Origin of the sequence: Thermococcus sp. AM4, assembly GCF_000151205.2 — an archaeon.
Classification (GTDB): Archaea; Methanobacteriota_B; Thermococci; order Thermococcales; family Thermococcaceae; genus Thermococcus.
Genome location: NC_016051.1, coordinates 1135540 through 1162410, shown reverse-complemented (window position 1 = coordinate 1162410; position 26871 = coordinate 1135540). Strand labels below are relative to the sequence as shown.

Here is a 26871-nt window from a genome sequence, read left to right as displayed (position 1 = left end):
TCATCCCACCGTGACGTTCCAGATTTTATCCTTGGCGTGGTGGATGTTCTTCACTGCCTTCCCCTTGGGCTTCTCCTTCATCGCCTTACCGCTCATGAGGGCTATGCCTATCGCGAGTGGCCTTCCGTACTGCTCTTCAACCACGAAGACGAAGTCGCCCTCCTTGATGTTCTCATCGGCGTCAACTATGCCAGCGGCCATGACGTCAGCGCCGTTGATGATGTATGGAACCGCCCCCTCATCAACGACAACGCGCCTCGGCCACTTCCTCAGGTCTTCCTCGTTGGACAGCTCGTAGAGCGCTATGACAAGCGGGAAAATCAGGCCCTTGCGCCTTATGAAGAAGGGCTTTCCGTTGACGAGAAGGATTTCGGTGGTCTTGTCGAACTCAGCTACTTCAACGCGGTCCTTCTTGCTCAGCATCTTCTCGGCTATCTCCTCGCCGAAAATCTCGGCCATCTCACGGATTATGGCCTTTACCTCCTTCTTGCTGAGGGGGTGCTTGACCTTCAGCTCCACGCTCTCACCTCCTCGTAAATCCGTCTCGCGCTTTCCCTCGGGTTATCGCTCGCGTAAATCGAACGGCCCACGATGATGTAGTCGGCACCGGCCTTTAAAACCTCGCCCGCCTTTCCACCCTGGGCGCCAACTCCTGGAGTCAGGATTTTGATTCCCGGCTTGAGCTTCGAGCGAATGTAATTGACGCGCTCGGGCCTCGTGGCCGGGGCTATAATCCCAAAGGGCTCGAGCCGGTTGGCGAGCTCTATTAGACTATCAGTCACTGGCTGGATGAACTCCCTCGCCCCCGGGTGGCTCATCTCGACGACGATTATCGTCTTTCCGAGCTCCATAACCGCTTTAACGCTGTCGCTCCCGACGAAGCCGTGCGCTATGATGTAATCCGCCCCGGCCTCGAAAACCTTCCCCGCTATCAGCCGGTTGGTGTTTGGAATGTCCGCGAGCTTCAGGTCGGCTATGACCGGAAGGCCGGTCTCCTCCTTGAGTTCCGTGATTATGTCCAGCCCGGAACCGATGATGAGGGGCCAGTTCACCTTAATCGCCCAGAGGTAGTCCGCCGTTTCTCGGGCTATCTCAAGGGCCCTCCCGCGCTCGTAGACGTCAAGGGCAAGGATGAGCCTGCTCATTTCGTCACCTCACGAGTCCCCTGAGCTCCTCGGGTATCAGATCTCCTTTGAGGACGATGGCAACGTGGTAGGCGCTCTTCATGGCATCGGCCGGGTTTTCGGCCCAGGTGACGACGACCATGTCCCCCTCTTCGGGCCTAAGAACCGAGAGCCTCTCGGCGAGTTCTGGCATAGTCTCCCTCAGCGGCCGGCCGTCCTCGGGGAAAACTATCTCGCCGTTTTTAACGACGAGAATCATTGCTCCTTTCGCGAAGAACCTTATGGCTTCATCGCGAAGCTCAATGCTCTTGAACTCGGGAGGGTTTTTCACGACTATCGCGTAGGCGGGAAAACCCTCGATCTTGCCCGCCCGATAAACTTCGGAGAAGTGTTTTTCGAGCTCTCCCGCCAGTTCCCTGCCCTTCTCGCTCAGGCTGTGGCCCCGCTGGGTTGATCGAATGAGCCCCAGCGATGAGAGTTTCCTCAGAATGGTCCTTACGCTCCCCTCGCCGAGGTCGAGCAACTCCGCCATGAACTTTCTTCCAACGGGTTCTTTCAGGAGGAACAGCGCGGCTATGATGTCCTCAAGGCTGAACTCAGGATACGCTCCCCTCTTCCAGCTCATGCTCACCCACCGAGAAAAGTAGGAAAAGGGAGTTAAAAGCTTGCCGTCAGAGCCACTTGGGCTGGAGTCCGGCCCAGATGCGCATCTTCTCGTGGGCGATGATGCGCGGGATGTTGTGCATCTCCTTCGGTCCCGGGTTCTTCATGTAGAAGGCGTTGACCTCGTAAACCGTTCCGAAGGCCTTCTTCTCGACCGCTATCTTTCCGAGTCTCACCAAGTCGACGAGCAGACCTGCCAGAGCCGGGCTGTCGTTTATCCTTCCAGTTATGACGAGCTCGTCGTGGGCGCCGTTGAAGCTGACGTACTCGATGTGCATGGCGATGAACTTCTTGTCGCCGAGGGGCTCAAGGAAGCCGGTCGGCTTGATGTAGTGTGGTGCATCGTAACCGAGGAGGTCCTTGACGATGGAGCTCTTGGTGAACTCCTTGCTCTTGTTGCGCTCCTTGTCGGTGAGAGCCAGGAAGTCCTGGTTTCCTCCGATGTTGAACTGGGCTATATCGAGGACGTAGCGGTTCCTCTGGGCGAGGTGAGCCAAGATGTCAGCCGTCAGCGGGGTGGCGCCGGTGGCTCCGTCGTCGCCGAAGATGACGAGGTTGCTCTCCTTCGCGAGCTCGACGAAGGCCGGGTCGTTAGCGATGAGGGTTGGAATCGCGTTGACGAAGGCGGCACCGCCGACTTCCTTCGCGTACTTTGCCACTGCATAGGCGTAGACCTGGGTGGCTGTGAGCCTGTCCTTCCTGTCCTCGGCGATGGCCTTCTCAAGCTCCTCCTTCTTCTCGAAGGGAACGAAGGCCTCGGTGGTGCAGACGTTGACGAAGACCTCCGCCTTGAGCTCCTTCCACTCGCTGACGAGGTGCTCAACGGCCTCGCTGAGGGTCATCTCGTCGTCGAGACCGGTAGCCTCGAGCGGGAGGTTCCTAAGGCTTCCGAGGTGGACACCCTTCCTTATGGTTATGCCCTTGAGGCTCTCCGGGGCCTCGGGGTCGTAGGCCCTGACTACCTCGTGGAGGTCCTTGCCGACCTTGGCCTTGTCAACGTCGTAGGAACCGACGATTTCGATGTCCTTAATCTTAATTGGGAGCTCGTCCGCCAGCGGGACGCCGTAGGGTTCGAGCTTTCCGGCCTTTATCTTCTCGAGACCGCTCGCGAATATGCTTGCAACGTAACCCTGGCCGAGTATAACAACCCTGACCATTTCACCCACCTCCTTTTCGTTGTTCTCAAATATTTTACAGTGGTTAAATAGTTTTTGGTCGCGAAACCTTTCTGGATATGAGGTAAACCGTCGCCCCGACGCGGAGGTTCGTCAGGACTGCGAGGAGCGCGAAGAGCGCCCTGACGGCGAGGCCCGAAGGAACGAGCAGGAACAGCATAGTCAGGAAGACCCTCTCGTCCCTCTTCCCGGGGAGCTTTCTGAGTGCCGGGACTTCCCGGTAGGCGTCCCTGCAGAAGGCCCCCTTAAAGCGCTCGGTCGAGTAGCTCACCATGACCGAACCGAGCAGAGCCAGGAGCGCGACCAGATACCATAAGGGCTCTTTCAGGGCTGAGTAAGCCAGGAGCGCGAGGAAAGAGCCGTCAACGTAGCGGTCGAGGATTGAATCCACGTAGCCACCGAGCCTGCTCGTCCTCAGCTGGGCCCTCGCGAGCTCGCCGTCAACGCCGTCGAGGACTGAGCTCAGCTGGTAGAGGATTCCGGCCAGGGGCAGGCTGACGAGCGTCAGGAAGGCCGAGAGCACGCCGAGGGCGAAGGTGACGACCGTCATCTGGTTTGGAGTAACCTTCTCAACGAGGAGATAGCTGATTCTCGTCGAGATTTTCCTGTTGAGGTGTCGGCTGATGAACCCGTCGCCGGTTCCCTTAACTGCCGTGAAGACGAGCATCTTTCGGGCCCTCTTGAGCTCCTCCGGCGTGTCCACATCGGTCCAGCCGAGGCCGTCGACGAACGTAACCGGAAGCTTAGCACGCCCGACGACCTCGCTGAGGGAGTAGTCACCGTTTTTCTCGTTTTCAAGCCCTTCCGTCACCTTGAAAATCCCTTCATCGAGGACGAAGAAGCCGGTATCAACCGCGTCCCAGTCTTTAATGCCCTTCCCGATTCGCTCGACCCGGCCGTCCTTCACCTTAACCTTCGTCGCCTCGTCAACGTCAATCCACCTTGGCCTTCGGTCCGCTATGAGGCCGTTTCCCTTTATGGCCTCCGCAACGAAGGCTTCGCTGTAGACGTGGTCGCTCATGACGAGGACGAAACGCCCGGAGAGGTGGCCTTTGGCGAGGTGGAGCGAGTGCCCGTTGCCCTTCTCGGGCTCGGGGTTTATCACGAGCTCGGCGTTGAAGCCGTTCCTCTCAACGAACTCGCGGTAAAGGGGCGCGTACCGCTCGTTGGTGACGATTACGAACCTCTCAACGCCGTTCCTCTGGAGGAGGTGCATCGTTCGGTACAGAATCTCCCTTCCGGCAACCCTGATGAGGCCCTTTGGCCTTCCGCCCATCCTCGTCCCTAGGCCTGCCGCGAGAATCACTGCAGTTTTTGGAGTCATCGGCATCACCTTTTTAAGGCCCTCGAAGAGGCCCCATCAGGAGAACCAAGATTAAATTAACCGCAGGTAATTTAAAGCTTTCGGTGGTGGAAATGCGCGTGGCGGTCCTTTACTCGGGGGGCAAGGATTCGAACTACGCCCTCTACTGGGCGCTCAGGCAGGGGTTCGAGGTCAAGTACCTCGTCTCGATGGTGAGCGAGAGGGAAGACAGCTACATGTACCACGTGCCGAACATTCACCTCACGGAACTGCAGGCGAGGGCGATAGGGATTCCGCTCGTCAAGGGGTTCACCAGCGGAGAGAAGGAGAAGGAAGTAGAGGACATGAAGGCCGTCCTTGAGGGCCTGAAGATTGACGGCGTCGTTGCCGGCGCTCTGGCCAGCGAGTACCAGAAGCAGAGGGTTGACAGGGTCGCGAAGGAGCTCGGCCTTGAGAGCTTTGCCCCGGCGTGGCACAGGGACCCAATCGACTACATGCGCGAGCTTATTGGAATCTTTGACATCGTAATGGTCGGAGTTTCGGCCTACGGGTTGGACGAGCGCTGGCTCGGGCGGAGGATTGACGAAAAGGCCCTGGAGGAGCTTGTGAAGCTCCACGAGAGGTACAAAATCCACGTGGCCGGAGAGGGCGGTGAGTTCGAGACCTTCGTCCGCGACGCGCCGTTCTTCAAGGCCAGAATAGTCTTCGACGAGGTAGAAAAGCGGTGGAACGAGTGGGACTATTCGGGAGTGCTTGAGGTCAAGAGGGCGCACCTTGAGAAAAAATAAAGTCAGGGCTTCACCCTGACCCAGAACCACGCCTTTGAGCAACCGCCCGAAACGCCGCAGCTCGGGAGCTCAAGGCTCCACTCCTTGGTCGGAATCGCCGAATCCGGCTCCCAGTCGAAGTAGTCATCGTCGAAGAGGAGCGTTATGGAAACCTGCCCCATCGGGTCGTCGTCGTTGCCCCAGTTTCCTGCATCTTCTTCCCAGCCGTCGTATTCGAGGTACAGGAACGGCACGTCCGCCTTCGTATGGCCGATAATAAGCATCTCCGGCCTTACTGTGAACCTGTTGCCCGAGAGCACTCCGGACTTTGGATAGCGGTTGACTGGCTGAACCGGCGCCATTCCAGTGGTTCTCTCGGCCGTTACGTCAGGAACGTCCACTTCCTCTGGCTTGAAGGAGATGAAGCCGCTCGCGTAGAGGTAGTACTCGTCGTCGCCGAGTTCAGTATCCTTCGTGAACTGAACGGTGTCGAGGTAGGCCTGAAGGGTGTTGTAGCGGAGCGTCCTCGGGACTTCCACGGTTTGGACGAGGTAGGTAACCCTCATGTTGCCGTCCGTTGACCAGACCTCAACGAGCACGCCGTCGCTGTAATCGGCCCTCGCGTCTATTGTGTAGCCGGAGTAGCCAACCATGTCAGGTTCGGTTCCGAAAGCGGCCAGAATCCTTGAGCCGTAGAACTCGCTCGCGCTTTCTCCGGTAACGAGCTGGTTGATGAACATGACCCCGTTGTAGCCGTACTTCATCGCGGTTCCGATTTCGCCGGTGGCGAGGCCCAAAGCAGTATCAACGAGGAAGCCGACGCCCATCGTGACGTACTTTCCGGGGCTGTCGATGTCCCAGCCAGCTGTGTGGACGTAGATTTTCCTGTATTCCCTAACCTCGTCAAGGGGCATCGCGAAAATCGGGTAGCCGTTGATGAAGGGGTAGCCCACGCTTATCGCCCCATCATCGTGGTATAAAAGCCGGCTGTGGTCGTCCGCCTCGACCCAGCGCTTTGCTGGATAGCCGACGGCGTAAATCGGCCCGTACTTCCAGTTCAGGTCGTTCTCGTGCTCCCAGTAAACCGGGAAGGCCCACGAGACGAGCTGAATCTCGCCCTCCGCGCTGTCCTTGTTGCCCTTTATGTAGACGTCCTCGACGACGATGACGAGGTAGCGGTCGACGTCTTTCTCTATGCTGAGCCCGTTGGTGGCGTTCACCCACAGGTTGCTATGAGATGGGAAGCGGGGCTTCAGCGAAGGCGCGTAAACCTGACCCGCGAACCAGAGGCGGAAGTAGCGCCAGGGGACGAGGGAGAAGAAGTTCTCGATGGTGAACTCGACGACGTGCCGGTCGTTTTCGATGTAAGTTTTAACCTCCCCCTCGCGGTAGACGCTTCCGTGCGCGTCCCTTAACTTAAAGGAGTCCTCGTCAACGTAGGCAATCCAGTCAGCTTTACCGTTGTCGGTGCTGTCGAAGAAGACCTTCATCGGCATCATGTCGCGATACTTGCGGTCGTCGAGATAGAGCCTTATCATGAGGTCGTAGCCCCTCGCCTCCATGTAGAGCTTGCCCTCCGGCGTGAAGAAGCTGGCCGGTGAGTAGTAGTCAATCCAGCCCTTCCCGGCCTCGATTACGAAGCTCCCGGTGTATGGATAGACGAGGCTCGGGCTCTTGTCGGCCATCGTGCTCCCGTAGATTCTGAGGTAAACCCTGTCGGGGAAAATTTCCGAGAAGTTCTCAACGGTGAAACTAACGCGCCTCCCGTCGAGCTGGACGTTTCCGGCCCCCACTTCAACCGGCCCTTCGCCGGTCAGCTCGTAGAGGGTGAAGCCCGTGGAGTAAAGGTGTAACTCCCAGATTCTCCCGAACTCGTCGCCTTCATCAAAGCGGAGAACCGTTGGCTGGTAGGTGTACTTCCTGCCCGAGAGGTCTATGAAAACCGGGATGTGGACGTAGGCGTTGGCCAGGCTCTCGTTCTCGAAGGTTATCGTGAACTTAACGCTCCTTCCGGGGTCGGTCGAGGACGTTAGGAGCGAGACCCGCTCTATAACCTTCCCGTTCGGCTCGAAGGCGTCGCTCCAGAGTGGCCCGGCGTAGGTAAAGTTGGCGGTGAGCCTGTAAACGGGGATTATCACAGGCTCGAGCGTGACGTTGAGAAGCCCTATCGAGAAGCCCGGCCCGGTTCCGTTCCCGTTGGTCTCCCCGGCCTCGCAACCGGAATCGGGGTCCGAGCTTTCATCGCAGAGAACTTTTCCATCCTCGTCGTACTGAAGGCTCGCGTTCGATGAGGGCGTCTCGGTTGGCGTTGGTGTCTCGGTTTGCGTTTCAGTTGGCGTTTCGGTTACGGTTGAAGTCTGGGTCTCCGTTGTTGTCTCCGAGGGAGTTGTGCTTGAGGTGGTCGCGGGGGTTTGAGTTGCTGAGGTTGTTGTGTGGGTCGTTGATTCTTGCGTTTCGGTTTCGGAGGGAGTGCTTTTCGTGGTTTCTCCTCCCGTCCCGGATTCTGGCCCAACGCATCCGCTGATGAGCACTAACCCGGTCAGGAGAAGGAAAAAGAGAAGCCGCAGACGTTTTCTCATACCTGCACCCCCGGTCCAAACCCCGGCAGAAAAGGAAAGCCGTACGGGTTTGGACTACATATGGTAGGGTGCCATTCTATTTAGGGGTTTCCTTGAATCCCCGTTCACACGGAAATGGTTATTAATCCGGGCTTAAGCTTCCCGGGTTCCTCTCGCTCCCCTTCGTGCTCCTCGTCGATGCGCTGTTGCTTTGGAATCTCAGCAGGTGACGTGGAAGATTCCGAGAACCCTTTTCTTTTCGTTGAGCTCGTTGAATAGCTCTACCGCTTTCCCGGTGGGGAGCTCATAGACTTCCTTGTCCTTCACCAGCTCCCTGCTCTCGGGGAGTAGCGAGAGGTAGCCGTAGTAGCCGGTGCCGACGAGTAGAACCTCAAAGTCCTCAGTCAGGTACTCCATGAGCTCGTCGGGGTCGAGTTTGTGGCTCGTTCCGTGTTTGTTTTTGCTCAGCCACTTCTTTCTCTTCTCAACCCTTCCGCTCGGGTAAACCACGATGTCGTGCTCGTAGGTTCTCCCGTCAACCACTATCCTCCCGAAGGAGGGGTATTCGAGCTTCATGGCACTCACCAGCAGTCCTTTGGGTGCAGTGCATCTCTCAAAATCTTCGCGTGGTCAAAGGCCAGTGGAAGTTTCTCAACCTCATCAATCGGAACAACCTCGACTTCCTTCGCATCGTCGCCGGCTTTAAGTTCTCCTTCACCGATGCAGAGAAAGGCGACCGAAACGGTGTGTCCTCTGGGATCGCGATTTGGGTCGGAGTAAACGCCCACCAGTCTGAGTATTCTGACGTTCAAGCCGGTTTCTTCCTTCATCTCCCTCTTCAGGGCCTCTTCAGCGGTCTCGCCGTACTCGACGAAACCGCCGGGAAGGGCAAAATGATCCTTAAAGGGCTCGTACTTCCGCTTTATCAGGACGATGCCATTGTTGTAGATTATTACTCCATCTACCGTGAGTCCTATGCACCTGTGGAGCTCGGCCTTGAGGCCGTGTTTTTCTGCGAGGGCTTTAACTTCCTCCCGGAATTCGCTTACCTCAGCCCCCTTCGGGGCTTTAACGAGCAGAACGTAACGGTCCATCTTTTTCACCTCAGGGAAGTCCCTTCTCATCAGCGTTCAGCGTGCTGACGTTTCATCATCGGTCGTTCACAGTTCGCGCAAACCGTTTATATCGTTGATGCCCATGATGTATGGTGGGACCATGAGACGAAGCCACCTGATCGCGGGGTTTCTCTCCCCTGTTGTTGGCCTCTCGGGGGTTTTCGTGGCTATCGTAATTCACAGGTCGTGGTGGAGGGTTACTGAGAACGCTATCAGCGACCTCGGGAGGGTTGGTTTGAGCTACAACTGGGTGATGAACCTTGGCTTGATACTCTCGGCCATCCTCGGCCTTTATTACGTAAGCGGTCTGTGGAGAGAGCTCAAAGGAACCCTCCAGCGGATTGGGGTGGCGGTGTTCGCGGTCGGTCTTGTATTTCTCGCGGGAATAGGCCTCTTCCCGGAGGGTACCTCACCCCACTACTACGTCAGCTGGGGATTTTTCGTGACTGCGAGCTTGGGCATGCTGCTGATTGGAATTGGCCTGTACACGTCGGGGAAAAGGAGCTTCGGAGTTTTGACGTTCCTCCTGTTTGCGGGGGGATGGGCTTTAGCCCTCTGGGCCAAGACTCACTTCAGGGGTGTGGCGGTGGCCGAGTTCGTGGGTGTTTTTGGAATCGTCATCTGGCACTACGCGCTACTCAGAAACCTCGTCCCAGAGGCTTAGGCCGTTTTCCCTCTCCTTTCTCTCAAGGGGAAGCCCCTTCAGCTCCTGGATGAAGACCTCCGCGACGAAGACCCTTCCCTCAACGAGGTGCCCGCCGTAAAGCCTGCCTTCCCCGTCCCCCAAGGCAACGTGGATGTGTGCGAAAGGTTTTCCGTTCCTGAGGCTCAGGTTTCCGGTCAGTGAAACCAGCTCGAACGTTCCCTCCAGCTCGATAACCCTGTAATCGTTGGTTTCTTCGTCGAAATAGCCTATCTTCGGGTTTCTCAGGCTTCCAATTGCGCTCACAATGCCGGTTTTTATTTCCCTGGCCTCTGCAAAGCGGTTCACGAATTCGAGTAGATCCTCCCCCTCCGGCACGCGGAACAGAAAGTTCCTTCCCGTTGAGAACTCCACGGAGATCACCTAAACCCTAATAAGCCGCCCGGCCCTTTAACCCTTTGGGTGTGGAAAGTGGAAGCCAAGAACGCTGTAATGGCTGTGCTCCCCGAGCTCGTGGAGCTTGAGGACGTCGATTTCTCCCGGTATTCGAGTCAGTACCTTGGTCTTGCGGCTTCGTTTGCTGAAAGCGGCGGGAAAGGACTGAGGGAGTTTGAGGAGTTCGTCGAGGCGAAGGGACTGGACAAGGCGATCGTTGGAAACTCCCTCCTGTCGGTGTTCCAGTACCTGATGATCAGGTACCGGCGGTACGGAGACAAGGCTACGATCAAACCCTCGATCAAGCTTTTCCTCACCCTAAAGGGCTGGCTCATCGAGAACGGCTTTGAAGACCAGTGGAAGCTGCTCCTTCACAACTTCGTGGGCTACATCGTGGACATGGGCGGAGTGCTCTCGGGAGAAGAAGACTGTGAGCTCGCCTTCGCGTACCTAAAGCTGATCAACCGGCTTGCTGAGGAGGCCGCGAAGACGTTCCCGGAGCGGTACTTCAGGGACCTCCTCGAAAAAAGTGGCGAGACTCTGAAGAAGCTGGAGGAACGCTGCGGAAAGGTCAGCGTTCAAGGGTGATTTCGGCATAGCTCCTGGGATCCTCCCAGATCCGCACGAGGATCCGTTTTACGTTCTTTCCGGCCTTTTCCGCTATTCTCTCGGCGAACCATTCCGCTATGTACTCCGCGGTAACGTTGGGCTTGTCGAGGATCACTGCCTCCTCCTCCGGCAGTTCGAGCCTCTTGCCGTTCTTCTCCACGGTGATCTTCCCGTTTTTCCTCTCGACGACCCACTCCTCGCTTACCAGGATCCTGTGGTCGAGTCTCTTCACGAGGTTGCTCAGGTGGTTGAAGTCGAAGATCATGCCGTTCTCGTTCAGCTCGCCCCAGATCTCAACGTCCACGTTGTAGGTGTGCCCGTGAATTCTGAGGCATTTGCTGTCGTAGGGTAGGGCAAGGAAATGCGAGCTGTCGAAGTCCTTGTGCCAGCCTATCTTCCTCTCACCCACCTTGAAGTCCACTCCCACCACCGATTTACGTTTTCCGCTGGGGTTATAACCCTTGTGAAGACACTTTCTCAACGCTCACCCTCATGGCCATCCTTCCGATTTCCTCGTCTTCTGCATCGAAGTCCCTCCTCTTCAGGAACAGCGCCGTGAAGGCGGTCGCCCTCTTGAGGGCCTGCACGAAGGGGCATCTCAGGTAGAAGTACGAGAAAGAGGCCAGGAAAACGTCGCCCGCTCCGGTTGATTCCGGCACGTCCATTTTCACGGGTTTGAACCGGTACTCTCTCCCCTTGAAGTAAGCTGTTCCGGGGTTCGGCCCGTCGGAGAGCAGGAGAACCTCGACGTCTGAAGGGTTTATCCCTCTAACATGCTTGAACTCGCCCACATCGGAGTGGAGAACATTCATTCCCCGCAGAAACGTCCCGTCGATGGTTTTCAGACGCAGGGGGCCTGGGACCGGCTCGCGGATGAAGCCCTGGACATCGGCCGCGAGAAAGCCCCTTCCGGCGAGTTCCCTCACCAGCTCGGGGGATACCTCCCCGGCGACGGGGTTGAGGAGTATCAGATCAAAGTCCCCGGCGGTAACGTTCTCGATCGGCTCGGCCCGTGAGAGCAGGGTTAAAACCCTCCTGTTGCCGTCAATGTAATGGAGCTCGTAGGACGTGCTCTCCTCCGATGGGACTACCTCGAGCGAGATGCCCCTTTCCCTGAGCCCCTCAAGCCATTCCCTCGGAAAGTCCCGTCCGACGCTCGTCACCACCTTCACCCTGCAGAACCTGGATAAAGCCAGGGCCGAGTAGTAGGCACCGCCCCCTATCCTCGTCTCGCTCCTCCCGTCCCTCACTATCCTGTCTATGACCAGGTGGCCGACGACGAGACACTCCATGACCCTCACCGGAAACCGGGCGCTCTGACCTTAACAACTTCTTTGTTCACGAGCGTCGGCGGGATCTGGCCTTTCTTGAACGCGATGAGGTTCCTCGCCACGAGCTCGGCCATGCCCTCCCTCGCCCCAAATGTTGCGCTACCGATGTGAGGGGCTAAAACCACGTTCTTCAGGCCGAAGAGCTCTTCGTTGTAGTACGGCTCCTCCTCGTAGACGTCTAAACCAGCTCCGGCAATCCAGCCCTCCTTAAGGGCCCTGATGAGCGCTTCCGTGTCAACGACCTTTCCGCGCGCTATGTTCACGAGAATTGCCGTTTCCTTCATGAGCCTAAGTTCATTCTCGCCTATCATGTGGTAGGTTTCCTTCGTCAGTGGAACGGCCAGAACCACGAAGTCGCTCTCGGCCAAAAGCTCGTCGAGGGGCTTGAACTCCGCGTTGAGTTCCTTCTCCGCCTCCGGCTTCCTCGTGCGGGAGTAGTAGAGGATTCTCATGCCGAAGCCTCTGGCACGTTTCGCCACCGCCTGCCCGATTCTACCGAAGCCGATGATTCCGATGGTTTTGCCGTAAACGTCGTAGCCCAGGAACCAGCGCGGGTGCCAGGCGATACCGCGCTTCTTCCACTCGCCGGAGCGCGTGAAGTTATCGGCCTCGATTAACCTCCTCGCCGTCGCTAGGAGAAGAGTCCACGCGAAATCAGCGGTGGCATCGGTGAGGACATCGGGAGTGTTCGTTACGTAGATTCCCCTCCGCGTTGCCTCTTCGACGTCTATGTTGTCGTAGCCCACAGCGTAGTTCGCGACGATTCTGAGCTTCGGGGCGTTGTCGAAGACCTCTCTGTCAATCCTCTCGCTGAGCATCGTGACGAGGGCATCGACATCGCGGACCTTCTCGATGAGAACCTCCCGGGGAATTTCTCGCTCCTCCGGCCAGACCTCGACCTCGAAGTGCTCCCTCAAAAGCTCGATGCCGTTCTCGGGAATCGCGCGTGTGATGAAGACCTTTGGCTTCACGTTATCACCCCCGTCTAAGATGGGCGCTGGTTATAAAAACCCTGACGGTGAGAGGGGAACATGCTGAAAGGTAAGGTAGAGACATTGAGCGACGACGGCCTCGGGGTTCTTCAAGCTGGGAACAAAACCGTTTACGTCCCCTTCGCTTACCTCGGCGACGGGATTAAGGTTAAATCGACGAGAAGGCGCTTCGGCAGGTTAATCGCGAGGAACTTTGAGCTTCTGGAGCCTTCCCCTCTGAGGGTCCATCCAAGGTGCAGGCACTTCGGGAAGTGCGGTGGCTGTCTCTGGCAGGGGCTGAACTACGGGGCCCAGCTCGAACTCAAGGCTGAGCTCTTCGAGCGAATCACCGGAATAAGGGCCGAAATTAAGGGCTCGCCCAAAATCTGGGGCTTCCGCAACGTGAGCAACTTCATCGTGACGACCAACGGCGCTGGCCTCAAGGAGTATGGGAACCCCCTTGGCGTTGTGGACCTTTCGGAGTGCCCGGTCTTCTCGAAGAAAACCCCCGAATACCTGCGCGTTCTCCGCAATTTTCTGAAGGAAACGGGACTCCGGCCGTGGAGCCTGACGCGGAAAACCGGTGACGTTCACTACCTCCAGGTCAGGGAGGGCAAGTTCACCGGGGAGGTCATGGCGAACCTCATAGCCCATCGCAGGCCCTCTGAAGAAACGGCTGAGGCCTTTAGGGACTACTTCTCCTTCGCGGATTCCCTTTACTGGAGCCTAAAGGCCGACGAGGGGGACGACCCGCGCGGGGAGCCGGAGCTCGTCGATGGGAACCCATTCATACGGGAGAGAATCGGCGACGTAACGTATCTCATACACCCCAACAGCTTCTTCCAGACCAACAGCTATGCCCTTGAGCTTCTCCTCAGGGCCGTTGAGAACTTCACCGACGGGGAGAGGGTTCTTGATCTTTACTCGGGCGTCGGAACGTTCGGCGTTTACCTGGCGAAGAGGGGCTTTAGAGTTGAGGGCATCGAGATCAACCCCTTCGCGGTCGAAATGGCCAACAGAAACGCCAAGCTGAACGGGGTAAACGCCCAATTCCGCGTTGGAAGGGCTGAAGAGACCCCGATAGGTGACTACGACACCGTGATAGTGGACCCACCGCGGAAAGGCCTGAAGGAAGCCGGGGAACTGCTGGTGAAGAGCGGGGTTGAGAGGGTCGTTTACGTCTCCTGCAATCCTAAGGCCTTTAAGCTCGATTACGAGAACCACCTGAAAAAGGCTTACCGCGTGGAGGAAGCGATTCTTGTGGACATGTTCCCGCACACGTCCCACGTCGAGGCGGTCGTGCTGCTCTCTCGTTAAATTTTTAAGGGTCATCGGAACACGCCTTCCGGTGGGAGTTGATGGTTCTCGGCAGGAAAAAGAGATTAAAATTCATTGACGGAATTCCGCACGGAACTCACATGGACTCCCTCTGCCTCAGTCAGGATTGGGGGATAGGGCTGATAGAGGCCGCCCTTGCGGGGAAGTATCCTACCAGAAAGGCCGCCTTCGAGAAGAAAAAGCTCATCGGTTCCAGAAAGTTCGAATTCGAGATCGTCGATGTTCCCCTTGCACGGGAGCTCTGGCTGAGGGTCGTTAAAGTTGACCGAACTCCCGTCACGGCCTTCCCCGTTCTCAGCGGGGAGAAAGTAGACTTCGAGGTCAAGGAAGTGCTTGAGTGGAAAGAATGGCCAGAGGCCGACATTGCGGGAACGGTCGTCAACGAGCACTCCCCTGCTCTCGTCTTCTACGCTGCGGACTACGTTGAGAACAGGGAGAAGTATCTTGGCTCGGAAAGGATTCGCGTGGGTCTCTCGTTCTTCGTTTACTCGGGAACAGCCGGGGTGATTGAGAGGACCACGACCAGGCTTCCCGATGGAAAGGAGGTTGTCATTGACCTCAACGAGGCCGAGATACTTCTCCCAGCGGCGGTAAGCGTTCAGGGGGCTTTCATAGACGACTACGTCATGACGGCTCACGTGCTTGATTTGGAGGAGGTCTCAACCCCCTGCGGGGGCGGCTACATTATGCTCCTCAGCAACGAGCCCCTCGGAAGGGTCAGGGCGTTTGCGCTAAAGGAGAGGCTGAGGGGAGAAATTGAGAAGGGTGCCAGCCTCAAGCTCGTCGGCTGGCTCCAGGGAGGGCTTTGATTCCTTTGGCCCTTCCCTTCAATCGAAGTCCCATATGGTTCTGCCCTTGTAGAACAGCATCACGTAGCCGCAGTTCTTGCAGATAACGATCTTGACCTTGTGGGCGGTGAATCCCCACTTGCTGTCAAGCTTACCCTCCTCAACCTGGAACTCGGTGCCGCCGCACAGAGGGCATTTCAGATGTCTCCGCTCCACAGGGATCACCACTCAAAATTGGAAGAGGGACATAAAAACATAGTGGAATCAAACGGCCCTCCAGAAGGGATCCTCCTTGGCCTTTATCCTTGCTATCATCTTAAGGGCCTTGAGATCGCTCTCGTCCAGCTCGCTTCTGAGCTGCTTGGCGAGGATTATGACGTCGTTCTTGCTCAGGTCAACGTAGAGGGTCTCGCCGGGGTGGATGTGCCTGCCAACTATCGCCCCCTCGATGGCTATGGCGACTGCGTCTCCCTTCCTCGCCTCCTGAACGAAGTCGTTCTTGTTCTTGATGGACTTAATGACGCCGACCCTTTCGCCCGTCTCCTTAATGAGCGTAACTCCGGGCCTTATCCTGCCCTCAAGGACTTCAACGCCCACTATTGCCGGCTTGCTCCTCCTGAAGACGTAGCGCTCGTCGGGGTAGAGCCTGATGACGCCCGGGAAGGTGACGTTCTTGAGGAGCTCGCGCTTCTTCTTCTCTTCCTCCGCCTTCACCCAGGCCTCGTAGTCCTCTATGAGCTTGTAAATGATGTTCCCGACGAAAATCGGCACTCCCTTGGCCTTCGCGACCTCCTCCGCGTCCTCGTTAACCTTGACGTTGAAGCCGAGGACGACGCCGTACTTCGGCTCCTCCTCGCGGACGCTCAAGGCTTCCATAACGTCGGTCTTGCTGATGTTTCCGACGTCAGCCTTCCTTATCGGAATGCCCTTCTCCTGGAGCTCCTTGCTCAAAGCTTCGAGGCTTCCGAGGGTGTCGGCCTTGACGATGACGCCAACTTTGCCGGTGCTTATGACGACGCTCTGGATCTGGTTGAGTATCTCCTGCTTTGCCCTCTCGATTTCCTCCTCGCTCCTCGCGGCTATAACAGGTGAGCCGGCCAGCGCTTCATCCAGGCCCGGTGCGGCTATCTTCACACCGGCAGCGGCTGTAACCTCGTCAACCTGGTCGAAGCGGAACCTTGGATCGCGTATCTCGTCGAGGGGCTTGGGCTTGAGCAGGGCGCGGATTTTGGTCACTATCGCCTTGTCCTTTCCGCCGACGACGATTGTGTCGTCCTTCCTCAGCGTTCCGTCGTAGATGATGACGTCTATCGTTGTTCCGAGGCCTAGCTCCTCGCGAACCTCTAGGATCGTTCCGCGCGCCGGCCCCTCGACCTCTATCTTGAGCTTCTCCTCCAGGTACTTCTGGCTTAGGCCGGCTATGAGGACGAGCAGTTCGGGAACGCCTATGCCGTATTTGGCGGAGATCGGAACTATCGCCAGCTCGCGCGTGAAGTCCTGAACCCTGTCAAAGCGGTTGGCGTTGAATCCGAGCTCGTAGAACTTGCCGATGAGCTCCCAGAGCTTGGTTTCGAGCTCCTGAATTGCCCTCTGATCCTGCTTCTTGACGTTTATCAGGAAGGGTTCGTCCTCTTCAACGACCCAGCCCTTTATCCTGTCTATCTTGTTGGCGGCGACTATGAAGGGCGTCCTGTACCTCCTGAGTATCTCGATGCTCTCTATCGTCTGGGGCTGGAAGCCCTCGTTGATATCAACGACGAGGACGGCCAGATCGGCCAAGCTTCCTCCCCTCGCGCGCAGGCTCGTGAAGGCTTCGTGGCCGGGCGTGTCAATAAAGAGAAGTCCCGGAAGCTTTATCTCGCCCTTCCAGAGCTTTATGAGCGGTCCGGCGAGCTGCTTTACCACGTCAATCGGAACCTCGGTCGCTCCGATGTGCTGGGTTATTCCGCCCGCTTCCTTGGCGGCTACATTGGTGCGCCTGATCCTGTCGAGGAGCGTCGTCTTTCCGTGATCTACATGCCCGAGAACCGCTATGATGGGCTGCCTAATCCTCTTTGTCATCTTCATCACCTGAGCATAACTCAGGGCTGGCCTTTTAAAGGGTTCGGGACGATCATCAATAACGAGTGAGAGCAATCGAGGCGGTGGTCAAATGATAGCCCTCGCATTTGGCCTCGTTTTCGGTCTTGGAACGGCCCTCGCCCTTGGAAAGCTAAAGGACCGGAAGTCGGAGCTGGCGGTGTTTTTCCTGCTACCTCTTCTGACATACGAGATGGCCAACGGCCTCTACGGCGGGTTCGGCGATTACGTTTACGTCCCAACTCCTCTCGGCGATTTCACAGCGTCCGAATTCATCGGACTACAGACGTTCATCGCGTGGTTGATTATGCTCGCTTACATCGGGCTTAGGGGCAGAAACGTCTTTGAAATTGACGAGTTCCCAGCCATTTCCGCGTTTTTCTGGGCAATCACTGCCTTCGGACTCGGACTCTCCGCGAGTGCGTGGCCAGCTTTGGCAATCCCCGGACTGGCAGTCTACGCACTCCTTGCATTGTTTGGTGGGAAAGATCCCCTCCGGGCCATTAAAGCTGTCCCCTGCTCCGGTGAGCTCAAAGAACTTTCCGAAAAACTCGGGCTTGAGTGTCTGAGCGATGAAACCGGTTACAGTGCCTACAAGGTTAAGGGAACCCTTTTAGTCGGGGGATTACTCCGGGAATTTCCGCGGTGGAGGGAGTTAATTGAGTGCCTTGCCGGGGTTCCGGAGCCCGGCTTAAGGCTCGACGTTTTCCTCCACTTGCTCTACCTCTCCGCGGTTCCGATCGGAATCCTGCTCGGGAGGGGCATTACAACTGCATTGGTCCTACTGATCCTCGTCCTGCTCTCATACTACACCGCTCTGAAGCTGACGGTTTCACTAACGAGAAGGGCTCTAAAGGACGATTGCAGGGCTCTTGCAAAGGAATATGCGGAATTCTTCAAGGAGAAGAAGGGAAAGCAACGGAAATTGGTTGTGGATTAGCCCTTACCTCTCGAGACAGTCCATGCTGTCGAGGTACTCCTTCCTTGCCCTCGCGTGGGTGTGGTAGAACCAGTCGGCGGCTTTGCAGTAGCGGTAGAGCTCCTCTGGCTTGAAGTATAGGCTTATCTCCCTCTCCGCGCTCTCGGGGCTGTCTGATGCGTGGATAACGTTGTATATCGCATCCCCGACGTCGAGGCCGTAGTCACCCCTTATGCTCCCCGGCTCTGCGTCCTTCGGGTCGGTCGCGCCGGCCATCTTCCTGACGACGCTTATTGCATAGCGCCCCTCAACGACCATCACGACGCTTGGAGCCTTGGTGATGTAGTCTATCAGAGCCTCGAAGAAGGGCTTGCCCCTGTGCTCCTCGTAGTGCTTTTCAGCGAGCTCGCGGTCGATCCATATCATCTTCATTCCCACTATCTTGAGGCCCCTCTTCTCAAAGCGGCTTATGATTTCGCCCATCAACCCGCGGACAACTGCATCGGGCTTCAGAATAACGAGGGTTCTTTCTATCTGTTTGTCGGCCATCGGCAACACCAAAATATGAGGGGCAAGGGGATTAATATGTTTTTGCATCAGCCCGTTAGCTCTTCCATCCATGCAAGGTACTTCCGTGCGACTTCGCGATTGTATGGCCCGTTGTAGCTCAGCTTCCCGCCCTCCAGAACGACCATTTGATCTATCCCCATGTTAAGGGGAATGTGGCTCGCTATCACTAAGGTCATTTCCTCGGGCAGGTTGGAGAGGGCCTTTGCAATAATTACCCTGCTGTCAGCGTCGAGGCCGCTGAAGGGCTCGTCCATCAGGATGAGCTCCCTGCCGCTTGCGAGGGGTTCAATCATTGAAACCCTCCTCCGCAAACCTTTGGAGAGCTCGCCGATCCGCTTGAAGAGGTGTTTTTCCAGTCCGAGGGTCTTAACGGCCTTTCTAACCTTCCCACTTCCGTAGACATCGGAGAGGAGTTCCACCACGGTAGAAACCCTCATCATATAGGGGAGATCCTCAACGTCCCTCACGTAGAGCATCCTTGAGTAAAGCCTTCCGCTCTCCTTGAAGGGATCCAGCCCGAGGACTTTGACTTTTCCAGTTGTGGGTCTCAGAAGGCCCGATAGGACCCTCATCAGGGTGGTCTTTCCCGAGCCGTTTGAGCCGAGAAGGAGAATTCGGCCCCTCTTAATTTCGAGGCTCAGGTTATCGAGGGCCACGTTGTAGCGGAACCTGACCGTAAGGTCTCTAACGCTGACTACGGGCTCATCCGACACTGACATTCACAACCACCTCCGGACCGTTTCTGCTCGGAAGAACCCGGCAGGAATTTGGGATGTCCACACTGACATGGATGTACAGGAAGGGGTCCCTCCTCTCGAACTCGAATCTCACCGGTCCCGATCCCTGGAAGACCTTTCCATCCATTGTGACGACTTTAATCGTGTAGTCTGCGTTCTTGGGGCAGTCAACGTTGGCTAAGTTCAAGCTCAATTCAGTTTTTCCGGCTTTCATAGGCCAGAAAACGTCGAAACTGTATGTGACGTTTTTATCAACGGCTTTGCCGAACTTCAGGAGCTGATCTGCCTGGTCGAGCCTTATCTCTGCGTGCATCGAAGATTCAAGGGGGCTCCAGTAGGAGATTCCAAGGACGGTAACGGAGGCCGAGAGCAGTAGAGAGAGTGCCGCTATGATCGCGATGGTTTTCCACCACCTCATACGTTCATCAACCTCCTGTGAAGGGAGTAGAGCATGAAGACAAACAGTCCGGCCGAAACCCCAAGGTATGTCCACACGGTCCTCCATTCAAAGCCGAGCTTCCCGGAGAGGAGGAACGTCAGGAGCAGGGTGAAGACTATTGAGAGGTCGAGCCTGCCCCACAGGATGTAGGTCGAGTAAACGGCGAGCGTTGCCGTCAGGAGGAGGGAAATGAGGATTGAGGCCAGCAGGATAAGGGAGTGACGGCTTATTCCGGAGAGCCACTTAATTGAGACAATTTCTATGGGAAAGAGCGCTGAGAACGCCAGAAGCAGAAAGAGAACGAGAGAAGCGGTAAAGCCTATTAAAGCTGCTTTAGCTGGCGAAGCCCTCTCCCTGAAGAGCAGGGGGACGAATGAAGACCTCGTCTTGTACATCATGGGAAAGAGGGCTATCATCACGGCCACAACGTAAACGGAAGAGAGCAGGCTGGAGTTCGACCACACGAGGGCTCCAAAAAGGTTTGCAATCTTCTCCTTCATCGCGAGGTACTTGGAGGCGTAGTATTCCGGCGGCTTCTCCTGCACCTGACCCGAGAGGTGGCCAGGGGCCCCGAGGATAGGGGTCACCGAGCCCCCGATTATTGAGGCCTTGTAGACGGAGTCAGCCGCTATGTATGATGTAACAGCCGCGACCATTATGGCAGCCAAAATCACCGCCAGCACCTCGACGTGGAGGTAGTCTGAAAACGCGTTCTTTATTAGGGCCTTCATTTTTTCTTCCTCCTCAGCAGCGGGATTATCGAGAGGCCTATGATGAGGGCCGGACCGCAGATGTCTTTCCTTTTGTTTTTTGTAGACGTTTCAGTGGGGGAATCGTTGACGTGAAGCTGGAACTTGCCGTCTCTCCTTGGATGGCGTTTCCTCGGCCGGATGGCCGAGACACCTTGTCACATCTTTCTTAACTGTCAGGTAAACATCCTCGAGCTTGGTCTGATTTATCTTCCCCGTTGCAAGTGCGTCGTTCATAAAGTTCGAGAGGCTCTGAAAGAGATCGCTCTCTATAAGGGGAACGCATGAGCCGTACTTCCTCCAGTTCTCCTCCGCCTTCCGAGGGTTGAGGACCCTGGGGTCGTACTTAACGTGAAGATATCCACCGGAACTTAAAGTGATGTAGGATAGAATGTAGGATGCGTTTAGTTGCTTTTCGTACTCCCTGCTCAGTGGCAGAACAATTGTATCTCCCCGTCTCGGGGGAATGTAGGCGGCGATTAAATGGTTTGCGAATAGACCCGGAAGATGGATCTCCCTCATGTACAGAATGTTCCTAATTGCATCCTCAAGAGCACTGGTGTTCCCAGTTTTAAGGTATTTTACTATGACCTCCACTGTCTCGTTGCTATGTATTCCGCTTATGTTCACCCATGGTTTAGGCAGGATCCTTGAGAAGTTAACCGCGGGGGCATAGACAGAGGTTCCGTTTCCCTCTGCAACCACTTTTATTGGAAGTCCGAGGTAAGTGCCCTTAACGCTGAATATCCTGTCTCTAAACTTCAACGTTGCGTTGGATATTATTTTCGAAGCGTTGAAGCCGGAGCTCATCTTCGCCTTGTTTATGATGTTCCCAATCACCCAGGGGTTCTTCTTCACCTGCCGGACAAAAGCCTGTGCATTCTTAACCGCGCTATTGAGGTAATTCACGATGTCAAATTGGGGCATCAGAAGTGGGAGGTTTCCAACGTACCTCTTCGAACCGTTGTCGAGCAGGTATGAGTCGCCGTTGTTCCTGTTCACGAGAAACGAGAGCTTTATATCCCTCGGCCAGCCATATTTGGCCGGGTCAAAAGAGCTGAATACCCATCCAATGTCCGGGGAAACGGTCAGGTTGGAAAAGGTTACCTTTACAAGTGCATATCTCTCGTTGTAATAATCATACTCTATCGTCAGGTTTTTGGAGCGGAGTTCCTCAACGGCCGGAAACGGCGTGTTCATGTAGATGTTGAGCATCACCGTTGTCGTTGTGTAGTTGTTTTTCGTTTTGCTGTGTTTTCCCGCTACGACAACCCTAACGTCGGTAACGTTTTTGCAGTTAACGTAGATGTTCGCCTTAACAAAGACCGCCGAAGTTGAGTTAACTATGTATCCTAATGTTCTGTTTTCCTGATATAGAACGCAATCGTTTGCGTGGTATGGTATCACTTTGAAGCTTCCGTTCAACGGCCAGATAACGACCGGGAACGTTGTGTTCTCGTTGCCGGTGTCTTGAGCCGAGACAAAGGTGGGGACAGTTAAGAATGCCTGAACAAAAAGAAGAAAAACAAGAAAAACAGTGGCAAAACCCCTTTCTATTCTCATGTCCAGTTCCCCCTTAGCTTACCATCTCTCCAGTTGTGCCTTGAGTACTTATCTCTACATCTTCCAGGGAATAAAAAGCTATCATATATAGTCACTCTTGTTAGCGAGCTTGGTCTTCTCGACAATCTCCTTTATTGTCCATGGATTTGACTTCACGCTCTGGACGAAGTTAAAGGCGTTTTCCTTGATGGTCTGGAGGTAGCTGACCGGAACGGTAACGTACATGAAGTTCTCTTTCTTCCGCGTGATCTTAGGTGAGAGAACTTCCACCTTAATCCCCGAGACGTTGGAGCACCCGATATAAACGTTGGCCCTTATCTCCAGAGCTTCTGTGGCGTTTATATAATAACCTATCAGGCGATTTTTCAGATAGGGGTAGGGAGTGCACGAGCTGATGTTAAACTGGACTATTTTGAAGTTCTCGTCGAGAGGCCAGAGAACGATGAAGTTTATATCCCGATCATCTGAAATTAAGGGAACGGTATTTGGGGTAAAGTTTTCAGCAATTACTGAGGGCATATAAAAAGATCCCAATATGAAAACTGACAAAATAGAAAAAGAAAGAAATAGCTTGTAAAACCTCATCTTTTCACCTCCTCATTTTCTTGTTTTTTTCCTTTTGTCTTCATCAGCCTGATTCCAAGCAAGGAGAACAAGATCGCAGTGCCTGGCCCGCATATACTCCATCTGTGCTTTTTCTCGGCTTTTTTGCCTTCTTTCATCTCTGTCCCTGACGTTGCAGTGATTGTTCCATTAGCTAACGTGGACTCGTTGAAACCGCACATTTTGAGTTGGTTCTTCACGAACGTGTACATCCCTGTGAAGACCGTGACGTTGAAACCGTTGGTTGATGCGTTGTTAAGGATTTCAAGAAACCTGTTCACAAGTCGGGAGCGGAGATATGCCGAGCACTGGCCGATGACTTTCCAGTCTTCTCGTATCCTCTCGGGGGAGAGAATTGAGGGAGTGTACTCAACGTGAATGTACTGTGTCGAGCCACCCTTTACGGCCTTTATCAAGATATAAGAGGCTCCAAGTTTTTTCTTCATCGAGGGGGGTAGGGGCAATGTTAAAAGCATGGAATCATCTGGAGGCACGTGTACATCGACGACTCCATATGTTTTTCTTCCAAACGAATACAACAAGTACGGGCTCATGGTTCTTGTTATGTTGGTGGAGTTTAGTATGAGTTCTTTCAAAAGAGTGCTGTCATTCTGATAAATGTACCTCTTAATAGCCTCAAGCCGAAGCTTGTAGGGAAGAACCCTGTGAGACACGGCAAGGGTTTCCACAATGTAAGAATGTCCTGTCCATGCTGTAACTTCAGGAACAGCTATCGTTCCGTTTTTAATGTAATCAGTGCCAATACGAAGGGGAAGCCCGATGTATGAATCAGTTGGGTATAACACGCGTGCAGTTAGATTATACGCAAGCTGAGTTATAAGTCTCGAATAGAGGCTCTCGTTCTTGGTTGAACTCAATTTGGCCTTCTCGATAACGTTCGTAACAATCCATGGATTTTCTGAAACTTCCTCAATTAACTTTTCCGTGTTTGTTAGTATCGCGTCGAAATAGCGCTTTTTATCAAGGTACGGAGATGGGTACAGCGGAAACAGGCCGATATACGTCTTTGTGGAGTTCGAGAGAATGTATCCTTCTCCTGTCTTACTCTCAACCAAATACCTAAGGGTTAGGTTCTTTGGCCATCCAATCGCGGTGGGGTCCGTTGTGTTTAGGATTCTCTCCCCATCGGGCCATACCGTAATGTTTGATATCCTGACTTCAACGAGCACATGGGTAGCGTTATATTGGAGATACTTGAACGTTACGTTGGTTGAGAAAAATCCCAAGGCTACCCGATATGGCTCGGGGATAAACATAGAACCTTTAATCTCAATATACGTCTCGTTAGGAGAACCATTAATCCCTTTAAACCTATAAAAAGTTGCACCTTTTATTGTGATGAGGGGATGGGTCACGTTCTTGCATCCCGCATATATCCATCCTCCTCCATAGGCGTAGATTACATCAGTTGAGTTCGTAAAGTTCACGGTCGCGATGCCAAAAGTCGAAAACGGATAGCAAGAAGGAGCGTTGAGGGGAACTATTGAAAAGTTTTCATTCATTGGCCAAATTGCAACTGGAACAGAATGAATAGTGGTAATTGAAGATGCAATTGCAGAATTTGGGGATATCATAGTACTAATGATGATGAAAACAATAAAAAAAGAAAGATGCTTCATTCACTCACCTCCTCGTACACTATTGGGAACCCCTGATTAGCTCCTAGACTTGAAATATCAACCCCACCTGCAAAGCTCCAGAAGTATACGATCCTGCTGAGATCAAATGGTTTAGTGTTCACCTTGGAATAAACACATCCAAGGGGTGAAATCACGCTGTTTTTAGAGATCTCTGGCAGATTTGGCGCCAATGTTGGGCAGGCCGGACCATTTCCATACGTTGTAACCTCATGGACAAGATACCCTTTATAGTCCACCTCAAGGTAATAGTGCTTCAATGTAAAGCTGACTTCAACATAGTATTCCTGCGTACCAGAGACCTTCTTAACGACCTCTGAGGAGAGTTCCAATGCCGTTTCCCATCCGCTTCCGAGTACATCAAGCCCCGCCTTAACTTTGGCTTCAGCTTTCATCTTGGCTGAAACTTCATCGGTTGCCGTAACCTTAACAATTACCCCGCCCCTGCTCTCTCCTGAGGTCGTTCCCGAGTAAATTACATGTTTTGAATACCCGTCATTAACGAAACTCACGCTATACTTTTCTTTTGTAGTTGTTCCTCCGGGATAGGATATCGTACTTTGGGTTCCTCTATTGTAATCCGTAGCTCCCACTGCTATTGGGAAGTCATAAATTTTTCCATCATCGTCTATGAAATACAGATGGTGGGCAAGAATCGATACACTGGCAGCTACATGGCCATCCCATGGTATAGAGACTTTGACATCTTGGACGTATCCACCCCGTATGGTATCTTCATATCTTGTTATAGTGTTGCTTGCACTATACCATGTTGCATGCCCAGTATATTCGTTTCTGTCGCTGGCAGCCGTTGACATTCCTGCTACAAAAGTCGAAGGAAATACTGCCGCCACTACTAAAAAAAAAACATTCCCAGAGCCAAGAGGCTTTTCCTTAGCCTCATTTTTCCACCTCCAAAGTGTATGGGCACTATTCCGTGCCCTTAGTGGGTTTAACACTATTCTTTATAAACCTTTCTATTATGATAGGTAATTTTATGGTGGTTGTAATCAATTACAACAAGCTATCCACGCTGATATTTTTGCTACAAAAACTACAAATAAAAATCTAGTAGAGAACTTAAATAGTTCTTGTGTATTTTTTGACTGAATTTCGGTAATTGCAAAAAGGGACTGAAATTTAATTTGTACTTCCTGATGATGCTGGATAATCATTTGACTTGGCAGAACACTCCTAAAATTGAAAAATATGCATTTAGAGGTTATCAACCTTCAGGTTCCACGTTAGAGCCATTAATGCTTTGTGATCCTTCCTCCAGCCGAGGAAATTACCGGAGTTCTTGAACGATACTTGGAACGTCACCTTGACAATGCTATGCCAGTGGCCGTCGAGCAGTACAGACTGCTTCACCTTGGCCGTTGAATAGACGTTGGTACTGAAGGAGTACTTCGCATCATCAGAGTTGGAGTTGAACTCTAGGAGCCATCCTGCCTTCTGGGTCGAACTGGCAACCGCTGGAAGCATCTTCGAGTCAGGAATCGTTATTGTGAAATTCAGCGAGGGAGGGTATCCTAAGGGTATCTGGATTTCCCGATGACCCTTGGTGGTCGTGGGGATGTATGCGGTGTCTATTTCTGGTTTGAGGGCTGGATCGAGGTTCCAGTCGTGGATTATCTTCGCCATATCCGTTATATAATCGCCGTAATTACTGTTACCCAGTACGTGCCTTATCCAGTATCCTGGCTCAATCCTGTACCATCCGTCCCCGTTTTTGCCGGGGGCGAGGAGAAGGCTAATGTGCTGGGGATCACCGTCGTGTAGGAGGGCGTAGAGGTGGAACTTCATTTTTATATTGCCATACGGGGGATAATTGAGTTGCATCTCAGCGGGACCGATATCGTACCAGTAGGGGCTTACCTGCCCGCTCAGTATTCTTTCCTCGCCGGTGCTGGTCGTTATCTTGGCCACCCAGCCCTTGGGTGGTCCGTAGGTTCCGATTGGGATTTTGGGGGCAAAAACCGGTTTCTTCTGGGCCCACTTGAGGAGTTCTGCCCTGGGATTTTCTTGGGGAAGAGAATTCTCTCTCGTTGCGAGGATGTAACTTGCGGTCCGGCCGTCCTTGGTTACCTTTATTCCGTATCCAATGAGAACGACGTCTTTGGGAAGGTCGGGAATGGCGTAAGTTTGCCATTTGACGTTTGGAGCGGTTATGTCGAGTAATGCTTCGATTTTCTTGGCAAGTTGACCTTTATCGATGGGCAGACCGCTTTTGGTGTAGAATAGATAGGCGGTATAATTTGCTCCCCTATACACCTCAACTATGGGGGCTGCTGAGGGAATGTTCTCAGGAGAGGTATGGGAAGGATGGAATGGATGCGCCAAGAAAACTAAGAGGCCGCCGATCAGAACTCCTAGTACAAACAATACTATCTTCCCTCGCATTCAACTCCCCCAGCGGGTTGTTGTAATCGTGTAGGGTATCCATATATTTAAACGTTTTGCAGAATGGAAATTACGTGCTTGTTACGGCACGAGAATACGCAAAATTACGAAGAAAAGAAAGAAATCACTTCCTCCTCTTGGCTCTCTGGAGCCTGGCCTCTTGGAAGGCCTTGGTCCACTTGAGCTTCCTCGGGTTGCGCCCCATGAAGTAGTACTTCTCGCACTTGCTGGAGCAGAAGAAGAGCACTCTGCCGTCGTTCCTGACGAACATTTTGCCAGTTCCCGGCTCGAACTCCCTTCCGCAGTAGGAGCAGACGTTCCAGCGGGCCAT

Annotated in this window: 31 protein-coding genes; 6 read left to right on the top strand and 25 right to left on the bottom strand. The window is 54.1% G+C overall.

The features are described from left to right. The 5 genes from TAM4_RS06215 to TAM4_RS06195 are packed head-to-tail and all read right to left on the bottom strand — an operon-like array spanning nt 1 to nt 4286. Nucleotides 1-519: an RNA-binding protein gene (locus TAM4_RS06215; protein ID WP_014122395.1), complete on the bottom strand. Its 519-nt coding sequence runs from the start codon at nt 517-519 to the stop codon at nt 1-3. Further along, nucleotides 510-1145: an orotidine-5'-phosphate decarboxylase gene (pyrF, locus tag TAM4_RS06210; protein ID WP_014122394.1), complete on the bottom strand. Its 636-nt coding sequence runs from the start codon at nt 1143-1145 to the stop codon at nt 510-512. Before pyrF ends, TAM4_RS06215 begins: the two co-directional genes overlap by 10 nt. Before the next feature lie 4 nt (nt 1146-1149). Next, complete coding sequence (locus TAM4_RS06205; protein WP_014122393.1) at nt 1150-1749, bottom strand: DUF4443 domain-containing protein; 600 nt, start codon at nt 1747-1749, stop codon at nt 1150-1152. A gap of 46 nt (nt 1750-1795) precedes the next feature. Next, entirely contained in the window at nt 1796-2944 is a 1149-nt protein-coding gene (locus TAM4_RS06200) for an inositol-3-phosphate synthase (RefSeq protein ID WP_014122392.1), read from the bottom strand. A 43-nt stretch (nt 2945-2987) separates the two neighbouring features. Further along, nucleotides 2988-4286, bottom strand: coding sequence for a bifunctional L-myo-inositol-1-phosphate cytidylyltransferase/CDP-L-myo-inositol myo-inositolphosphotransferase (locus tag TAM4_RS06195; RefSeq protein WP_014122391.1), 1299 nt, complete (start codon nt 4284-4286; stop codon nt 2988-2990). A gap of 92 nt (nt 4287-4378) precedes the next feature. Between TAM4_RS06195 and TAM4_RS06190 the strand changes: the two genes are divergently transcribed. Continuing rightward, a complete protein-coding gene (locus TAM4_RS06190; protein WP_014122390.1) occupies nt 4379-5053 on the top strand; it encodes a TIGR00289 family protein in 675 nt (224 codons plus the stop codon). A gap of 2 nt (nt 5054-5055) precedes the next feature. Here the strand turns inward: TAM4_RS06190 and TAM4_RS06185 are convergent, their stop codons facing one another. From TAM4_RS06185 to TAM4_RS06175, 3 genes are all read right to left on the bottom strand, one after another. Further along, nucleotides 5056-7611, bottom strand: a complete 2556-nt coding sequence (locus TAM4_RS06185) for a hypothetical protein (protein ID WP_014122389.1) — start codon at nt 7609-7611, stop codon at nt 5056-5058. A gap of 198 nt (nt 7612-7809) precedes the next feature. Further along, complete coding sequence (locus TAM4_RS06180; protein ID WP_014122388.1) at nt 7810-8166, bottom strand: Mth938-like domain-containing protein; 357 nt, start codon at nt 8164-8166, stop codon at nt 7810-7812. Nucleotides 8167-8171: 5 nt separating this feature from the next. Further along, nucleotides 8172-8684 carry an NUDIX hydrolase gene (locus TAM4_RS06175; protein ID WP_048150956.1) on the bottom strand — a complete coding sequence of 171 codons (513 nt, stop codon included), beginning with the start codon at nt 8682-8684 and terminating at the stop codon, nt 8172-8174. 121 nt (nt 8685-8805) lie between these two features. On the opposite strand from TAM4_RS06175, the gene TAM4_RS06170 reads away from it, so the two are divergent. Then, nucleotides 8806-9369 carry a DUF998 domain-containing protein gene (locus TAM4_RS06170; RefSeq protein ID WP_014122386.1) on the top strand — a complete coding sequence of 188 codons (564 nt, stop codon included), beginning with the start codon at nt 8806-8808 and terminating at the stop codon, nt 9367-9369. On the opposite strand, the gene TAM4_RS06165 is transcribed toward TAM4_RS06170, so the two are convergent. Beyond that, a complete protein-coding gene (locus TAM4_RS06165; RefSeq protein WP_014122385.1) occupies nt 9340-9762 on the bottom strand; it encodes a PPC domain-containing DNA-binding protein in 423 nt (140 codons plus the stop codon). The genes TAM4_RS06170 and TAM4_RS06165 overlap by 30 nt on opposite strands. 57 nt (nt 9763-9819) lie before the next feature. Between TAM4_RS06165 and TAM4_RS06160 the strand changes: the two genes are divergently transcribed. Further along, complete coding sequence (locus TAM4_RS06160; RefSeq protein WP_014122384.1) at nt 9820-10371, top strand: hypothetical protein; 552 nt, start codon at nt 9820-9822, stop codon at nt 10369-10371. Here the strand turns inward: TAM4_RS06160 and TAM4_RS06155 are convergent. From TAM4_RS06155 to gyaR, 3 genes are read right to left on the bottom strand one after another with little or no spacing between them, the layout of a single operon-like run. Further along, nucleotides 10355-10813, bottom strand: coding sequence for a 6-carboxytetrahydropterin synthase (locus TAM4_RS06155; RefSeq protein ID WP_014122383.1), 459 nt, complete (start codon nt 10811-10813; stop codon nt 10355-10357). The two genes, TAM4_RS06160 and TAM4_RS06155, sit on opposite strands and share 17 nt — an antisense overlap. A gap of 31 nt (nt 10814-10844) precedes the next feature. Then, the gene (locus TAM4_RS06150; protein ID WP_014122382.1) at nt 10845-11684 is read right to left on the bottom strand and encodes a carbohydrate kinase; all 840 of its coding nucleotides are present in this window, start codon (nt 11682-11684) and stop codon (nt 10845-10847) included. A gap of 5 nt (nt 11685-11689) precedes the next feature. Continuing rightward, nucleotides 11690-12694, bottom strand: coding sequence for a glyoxylate reductase (gyaR, locus tag TAM4_RS06145; RefSeq protein ID WP_014122381.1), 1005 nt, complete (start codon nt 12692-12694; stop codon nt 11690-11692). Nucleotides 12695-12754: 60 nt separating this feature from the next. Here gyaR and rlmD point away from each other — a divergent pair, with 60 nt between their 5' ends. Both rlmD and TAM4_RS06135 read left to right on the top strand, forming a co-directional pair. After that, a complete protein-coding gene (gene rlmD, locus TAM4_RS06140; protein ID WP_014122380.1) occupies nt 12755-14011 on the top strand; it encodes a 23S rRNA (uracil(1939)-C(5))-methyltransferase RlmD in 1257 nt (418 codons plus the stop codon). A gap of 41 nt (nt 14012-14052) precedes the next feature. Beyond that, nucleotides 14053-14841 carry a hypothetical protein gene (locus tag TAM4_RS06135; RefSeq protein ID WP_014122379.1) on the top strand — a complete coding sequence of 263 codons (789 nt, stop codon included), beginning with the start codon at nt 14053-14055 and terminating at the stop codon, nt 14839-14841. A gap of 18 nt (nt 14842-14859) precedes the next feature. Here TAM4_RS06135 and TAM4_RS11800 read toward each other — a convergent pair whose 3' ends face one another. Together TAM4_RS11800 and infB are read right to left on the bottom strand one after the other, a co-directional pair. Further along, complete coding sequence (locus tag TAM4_RS11800; RefSeq protein WP_014122378.1) at nt 14860-15036, bottom strand: hypothetical protein; 177 nt, start codon at nt 15034-15036, stop codon at nt 14860-14862. Between the two features lie 48 nt (nt 15037-15084). Beyond that, on the bottom strand, nt 15085-16887 hold the full coding sequence (infB, locus tag TAM4_RS06130) for a translation initiation factor IF-2 (protein WP_237702063.1): 1803 nt from the start codon (nt 16885-16887) through the stop codon (nt 15085-15087). A gap of 85 nt (nt 16888-16972) precedes the next feature. Between infB and TAM4_RS06125 the strand changes: the two genes are divergently transcribed. After that, nucleotides 16973-17839, top strand: a complete 867-nt coding sequence (locus TAM4_RS06125; protein WP_014122376.1) for a hypothetical protein — start codon at nt 16973-16975, stop codon at nt 17837-17839. 3 nt (nt 17840-17842) lie between these two features. Here TAM4_RS06125 and ndk read toward each other — a convergent pair whose 3' ends face one another. The 11 genes from ndk to TAM4_RS06075 all read right to left on the bottom strand — a co-directional run bounded on the left by ndk (nt 17843) and on the right by TAM4_RS06075 (nt 26871). Beyond that, the gene (gene ndk / locus TAM4_RS06120; protein WP_014122375.1) at nt 17843-18367 is read right to left on the bottom strand and encodes a nucleoside-diphosphate kinase; all 525 of its coding nucleotides are present in this window, start codon (nt 18365-18367) and stop codon (nt 17843-17845) included. A 47-nt stretch (nt 18368-18414) separates the two neighbouring features. Continuing rightward, nucleotides 18415-19107 carry an ATP-binding cassette domain-containing protein gene (locus TAM4_RS06115; RefSeq protein WP_014122374.1) on the bottom strand — a complete coding sequence of 231 codons (693 nt, stop codon included), beginning with the start codon at nt 19105-19107 and terminating at the stop codon, nt 18415-18417. Next, nucleotides 19091-19543 (bottom strand): hypothetical protein, encoded by a 453-nt coding sequence (locus TAM4_RS06110; protein WP_014122373.1) that lies wholly within the window; start codon nt 19541-19543, stop codon nt 19091-19093. The genes TAM4_RS06115 and TAM4_RS06110 overlap by 17 nt, the downstream gene beginning before the upstream one ends. Beyond that, complete coding sequence (locus TAM4_RS06105) at nt 19540-20295, bottom strand: hypothetical protein (RefSeq protein ID WP_014122372.1); 756 nt, start codon at nt 20293-20295, stop codon at nt 19540-19542. The genes TAM4_RS06110 and TAM4_RS06105 overlap by 4 nt, the downstream gene beginning before the upstream one ends. Then, nucleotides 20292-20357: a CGP-CTERM sorting domain-containing protein gene (locus TAM4_RS11975; RefSeq protein ID WP_371137001.1), complete on the bottom strand. Its 66-nt coding sequence runs from the start codon at nt 20355-20357 to the stop codon at nt 20292-20294. The genes TAM4_RS06105 and TAM4_RS11975 overlap by 4 nt, the downstream gene beginning before the upstream one ends. A 28-nt stretch (nt 20358-20385) precedes the next feature. Continuing rightward, nucleotides 20386-21876, bottom strand: a complete 1491-nt coding sequence (locus TAM4_RS06100; RefSeq protein ID WP_014122371.1) for a hypothetical protein — start codon at nt 21874-21876, stop codon at nt 20386-20388. A gap of 81 nt (nt 21877-21957) precedes the next feature. Next, nucleotides 21958-22461 carry a hypothetical protein gene (locus TAM4_RS06095; protein ID WP_148258633.1) on the bottom strand — a complete coding sequence of 168 codons (504 nt, stop codon included), beginning with the start codon at nt 22459-22461 and terminating at the stop codon, nt 21958-21960. Further along, on the bottom strand, nt 22458-24119 hold the full coding sequence (locus TAM4_RS06090) for a hypothetical protein (RefSeq protein WP_014122369.1): 1662 nt from the start codon (nt 24117-24119) through the stop codon (nt 22458-22460). Before TAM4_RS06090 ends, TAM4_RS06095 begins: the two co-directional genes overlap by 4 nt. Then, the gene (locus TAM4_RS06085) at nt 24116-24955 is read right to left on the bottom strand and encodes a hypothetical protein (RefSeq protein ID WP_048150114.1); all 840 of its coding nucleotides are present in this window, start codon (nt 24953-24955) and stop codon (nt 24116-24118) included. The genes TAM4_RS06090 and TAM4_RS06085 overlap by 4 nt, the downstream gene beginning before the upstream one ends. 397 nt (nt 24956-25352) lie before the next feature. After that, the gene (locus TAM4_RS06080; protein WP_014122367.1) at nt 25353-26540 is read right to left on the bottom strand and encodes a hypothetical protein; all 1188 of its coding nucleotides are present in this window, start codon (nt 26538-26540) and stop codon (nt 25353-25355) included. 124 nt (nt 26541-26664) lie between these two features. Continuing rightward, complete coding sequence (locus TAM4_RS06075; RefSeq protein WP_014122366.1) at nt 26665-26871, bottom strand: 50S ribosomal protein L24e; 207 nt, start codon at nt 26869-26871, stop codon at nt 26665-26667.

Coding starts and splice junctions, on each gene's coding strand:
- pyrF (WP_014122394.1), bottom strand. CDS start 1,145: ATGAGCAGGCTCATCCTTGCCCTTGACGTCTACGAGCGCGGGAGGGCC.
- TAM4_RS06205 (WP_014122393.1), bottom strand. CDS start 1,749: ATGAGCTGGAAGAGGGGAGCGTATCCTGAGTTCAGCCTTGAGGACATC.
- TAM4_RS06200 (WP_014122392.1), bottom strand. CDS start 2,944: ATGGTCAGGGTTGTTATACTCGGCCAGGGTTACGTTGCAAGCATATTC.
- TAM4_RS06195 (WP_014122391.1), bottom strand. CDS start 4,286: ATGACTCCAAAAACTGCAGTGATTCTCGCGGCAGGCCTAGGGACGAGG.
- TAM4_RS06190 (WP_014122390.1), top strand. CDS start 4,379: ATGCGCGTGGCGGTCCTTTACTCGGGGGGCAAGGATTCGAACTACGCC.
- TAM4_RS06185 (WP_014122389.1), bottom strand. CDS start 7,611: ATGAGAAAACGTCTGCGGCTTCTCTTTTTCCTTCTCCTGACCGGGTTA.
- TAM4_RS06180 (WP_014122388.1), bottom strand. CDS start 8,166: ATGAAGCTCGAATACCCCTCCTTCGGGAGGATAGTGGTTGACGGGAGA.
- TAM4_RS06175 (WP_048150956.1), bottom strand. CDS start 8,684: ATGGACCGTTACGTTCTGCTCGTTAAAGCCCCGAAGGGGGCTGAGGTA.
- TAM4_RS06170 (WP_014122386.1), top strand. CDS start 8,806: ATGAGACGAAGCCACCTGATCGCGGGGTTTCTCTCCCCTGTTGTTGGC.
- TAM4_RS06150 (WP_014122382.1), bottom strand. CDS start 11,684: ATGGAGTGTCTCGTCGTCGGCCACCTGGTCATAGACAGGATAGTGAGG.
- rlmD (WP_014122380.1), top strand. CDS start 12,755: ATGCTGAAAGGTAAGGTAGAGACATTGAGCGACGACGGCCTCGGGGTT.
- TAM4_RS06135 (WP_014122379.1), top strand. CDS start 14,053: ATGGTTCTCGGCAGGAAAAAGAGATTAAAATTCATTGACGGAATTCCG.
- infB (WP_237702063.1), bottom strand. CDS start 16,887: ATGAAGATGACAAAGAGGATTAGGCAGCCCATCATAGCGGTTCTCGGG.
- TAM4_RS06125 (WP_014122376.1), top strand. CDS start 16,973: ATGATAGCCCTCGCATTTGGCCTCGTTTTCGGTCTTGGAACGGCCCTC.
- ndk (WP_014122375.1), bottom strand. CDS start 18,367: ATGGCCGACAAACAGATAGAAAGAACCCTCGTTATTCTGAAGCCCGAT.
- TAM4_RS06115 (WP_014122374.1), bottom strand. CDS start 19,107: ATGTCAGTGTCGGATGAGCCCGTAGTCAGCGTTAGAGACCTTACGGTC.
- TAM4_RS06110 (WP_014122373.1), bottom strand. CDS start 19,543: ATGAGGTGGTGGAAAACCATCGCGATCATAGCGGCACTCTCTCTACTG.
- TAM4_RS06105 (WP_014122372.1), bottom strand. CDS start 20,295: ATGAAGGCCCTAATAAAGAACGCGTTTTCAGACTACCTCCACGTCGAG.
- TAM4_RS06100 (WP_014122371.1), bottom strand. CDS start 21,876: ATGAGAATAGAAAGGGGTTTTGCCACTGTTTTTCTTGTTTTTCTTCTT.
- TAM4_RS06095 (WP_148258633.1), bottom strand. CDS start 22,461: ATGAGGTTTTACAAGCTATTTCTTTCTTTTTCTATTTTGTCAGTTTTC.
- TAM4_RS06090 (WP_014122369.1), bottom strand. CDS start 24,119: ATGAAGCATCTTTCTTTTTTTATTGTTTTCATCATCATTAGTACTATG.
- TAM4_RS06085 (WP_048150114.1), bottom strand. CDS start 24,955: ATGTCAACGGCTGCCAGCGACAGAAACGAATATACTGGGCATGCAACA.
- TAM4_RS06080 (WP_014122367.1), bottom strand. CDS start 26,540: ATGCGAGGGAAGATAGTATTGTTTGTACTAGGAGTTCTGATCGGCGGC.
- TAM4_RS06075 (WP_014122366.1), bottom strand. CDS start 26,871: ATGGCCCGCTGGAACGTCTGCTCCTACTGCGGAAGGGAGTTCGAGCCG.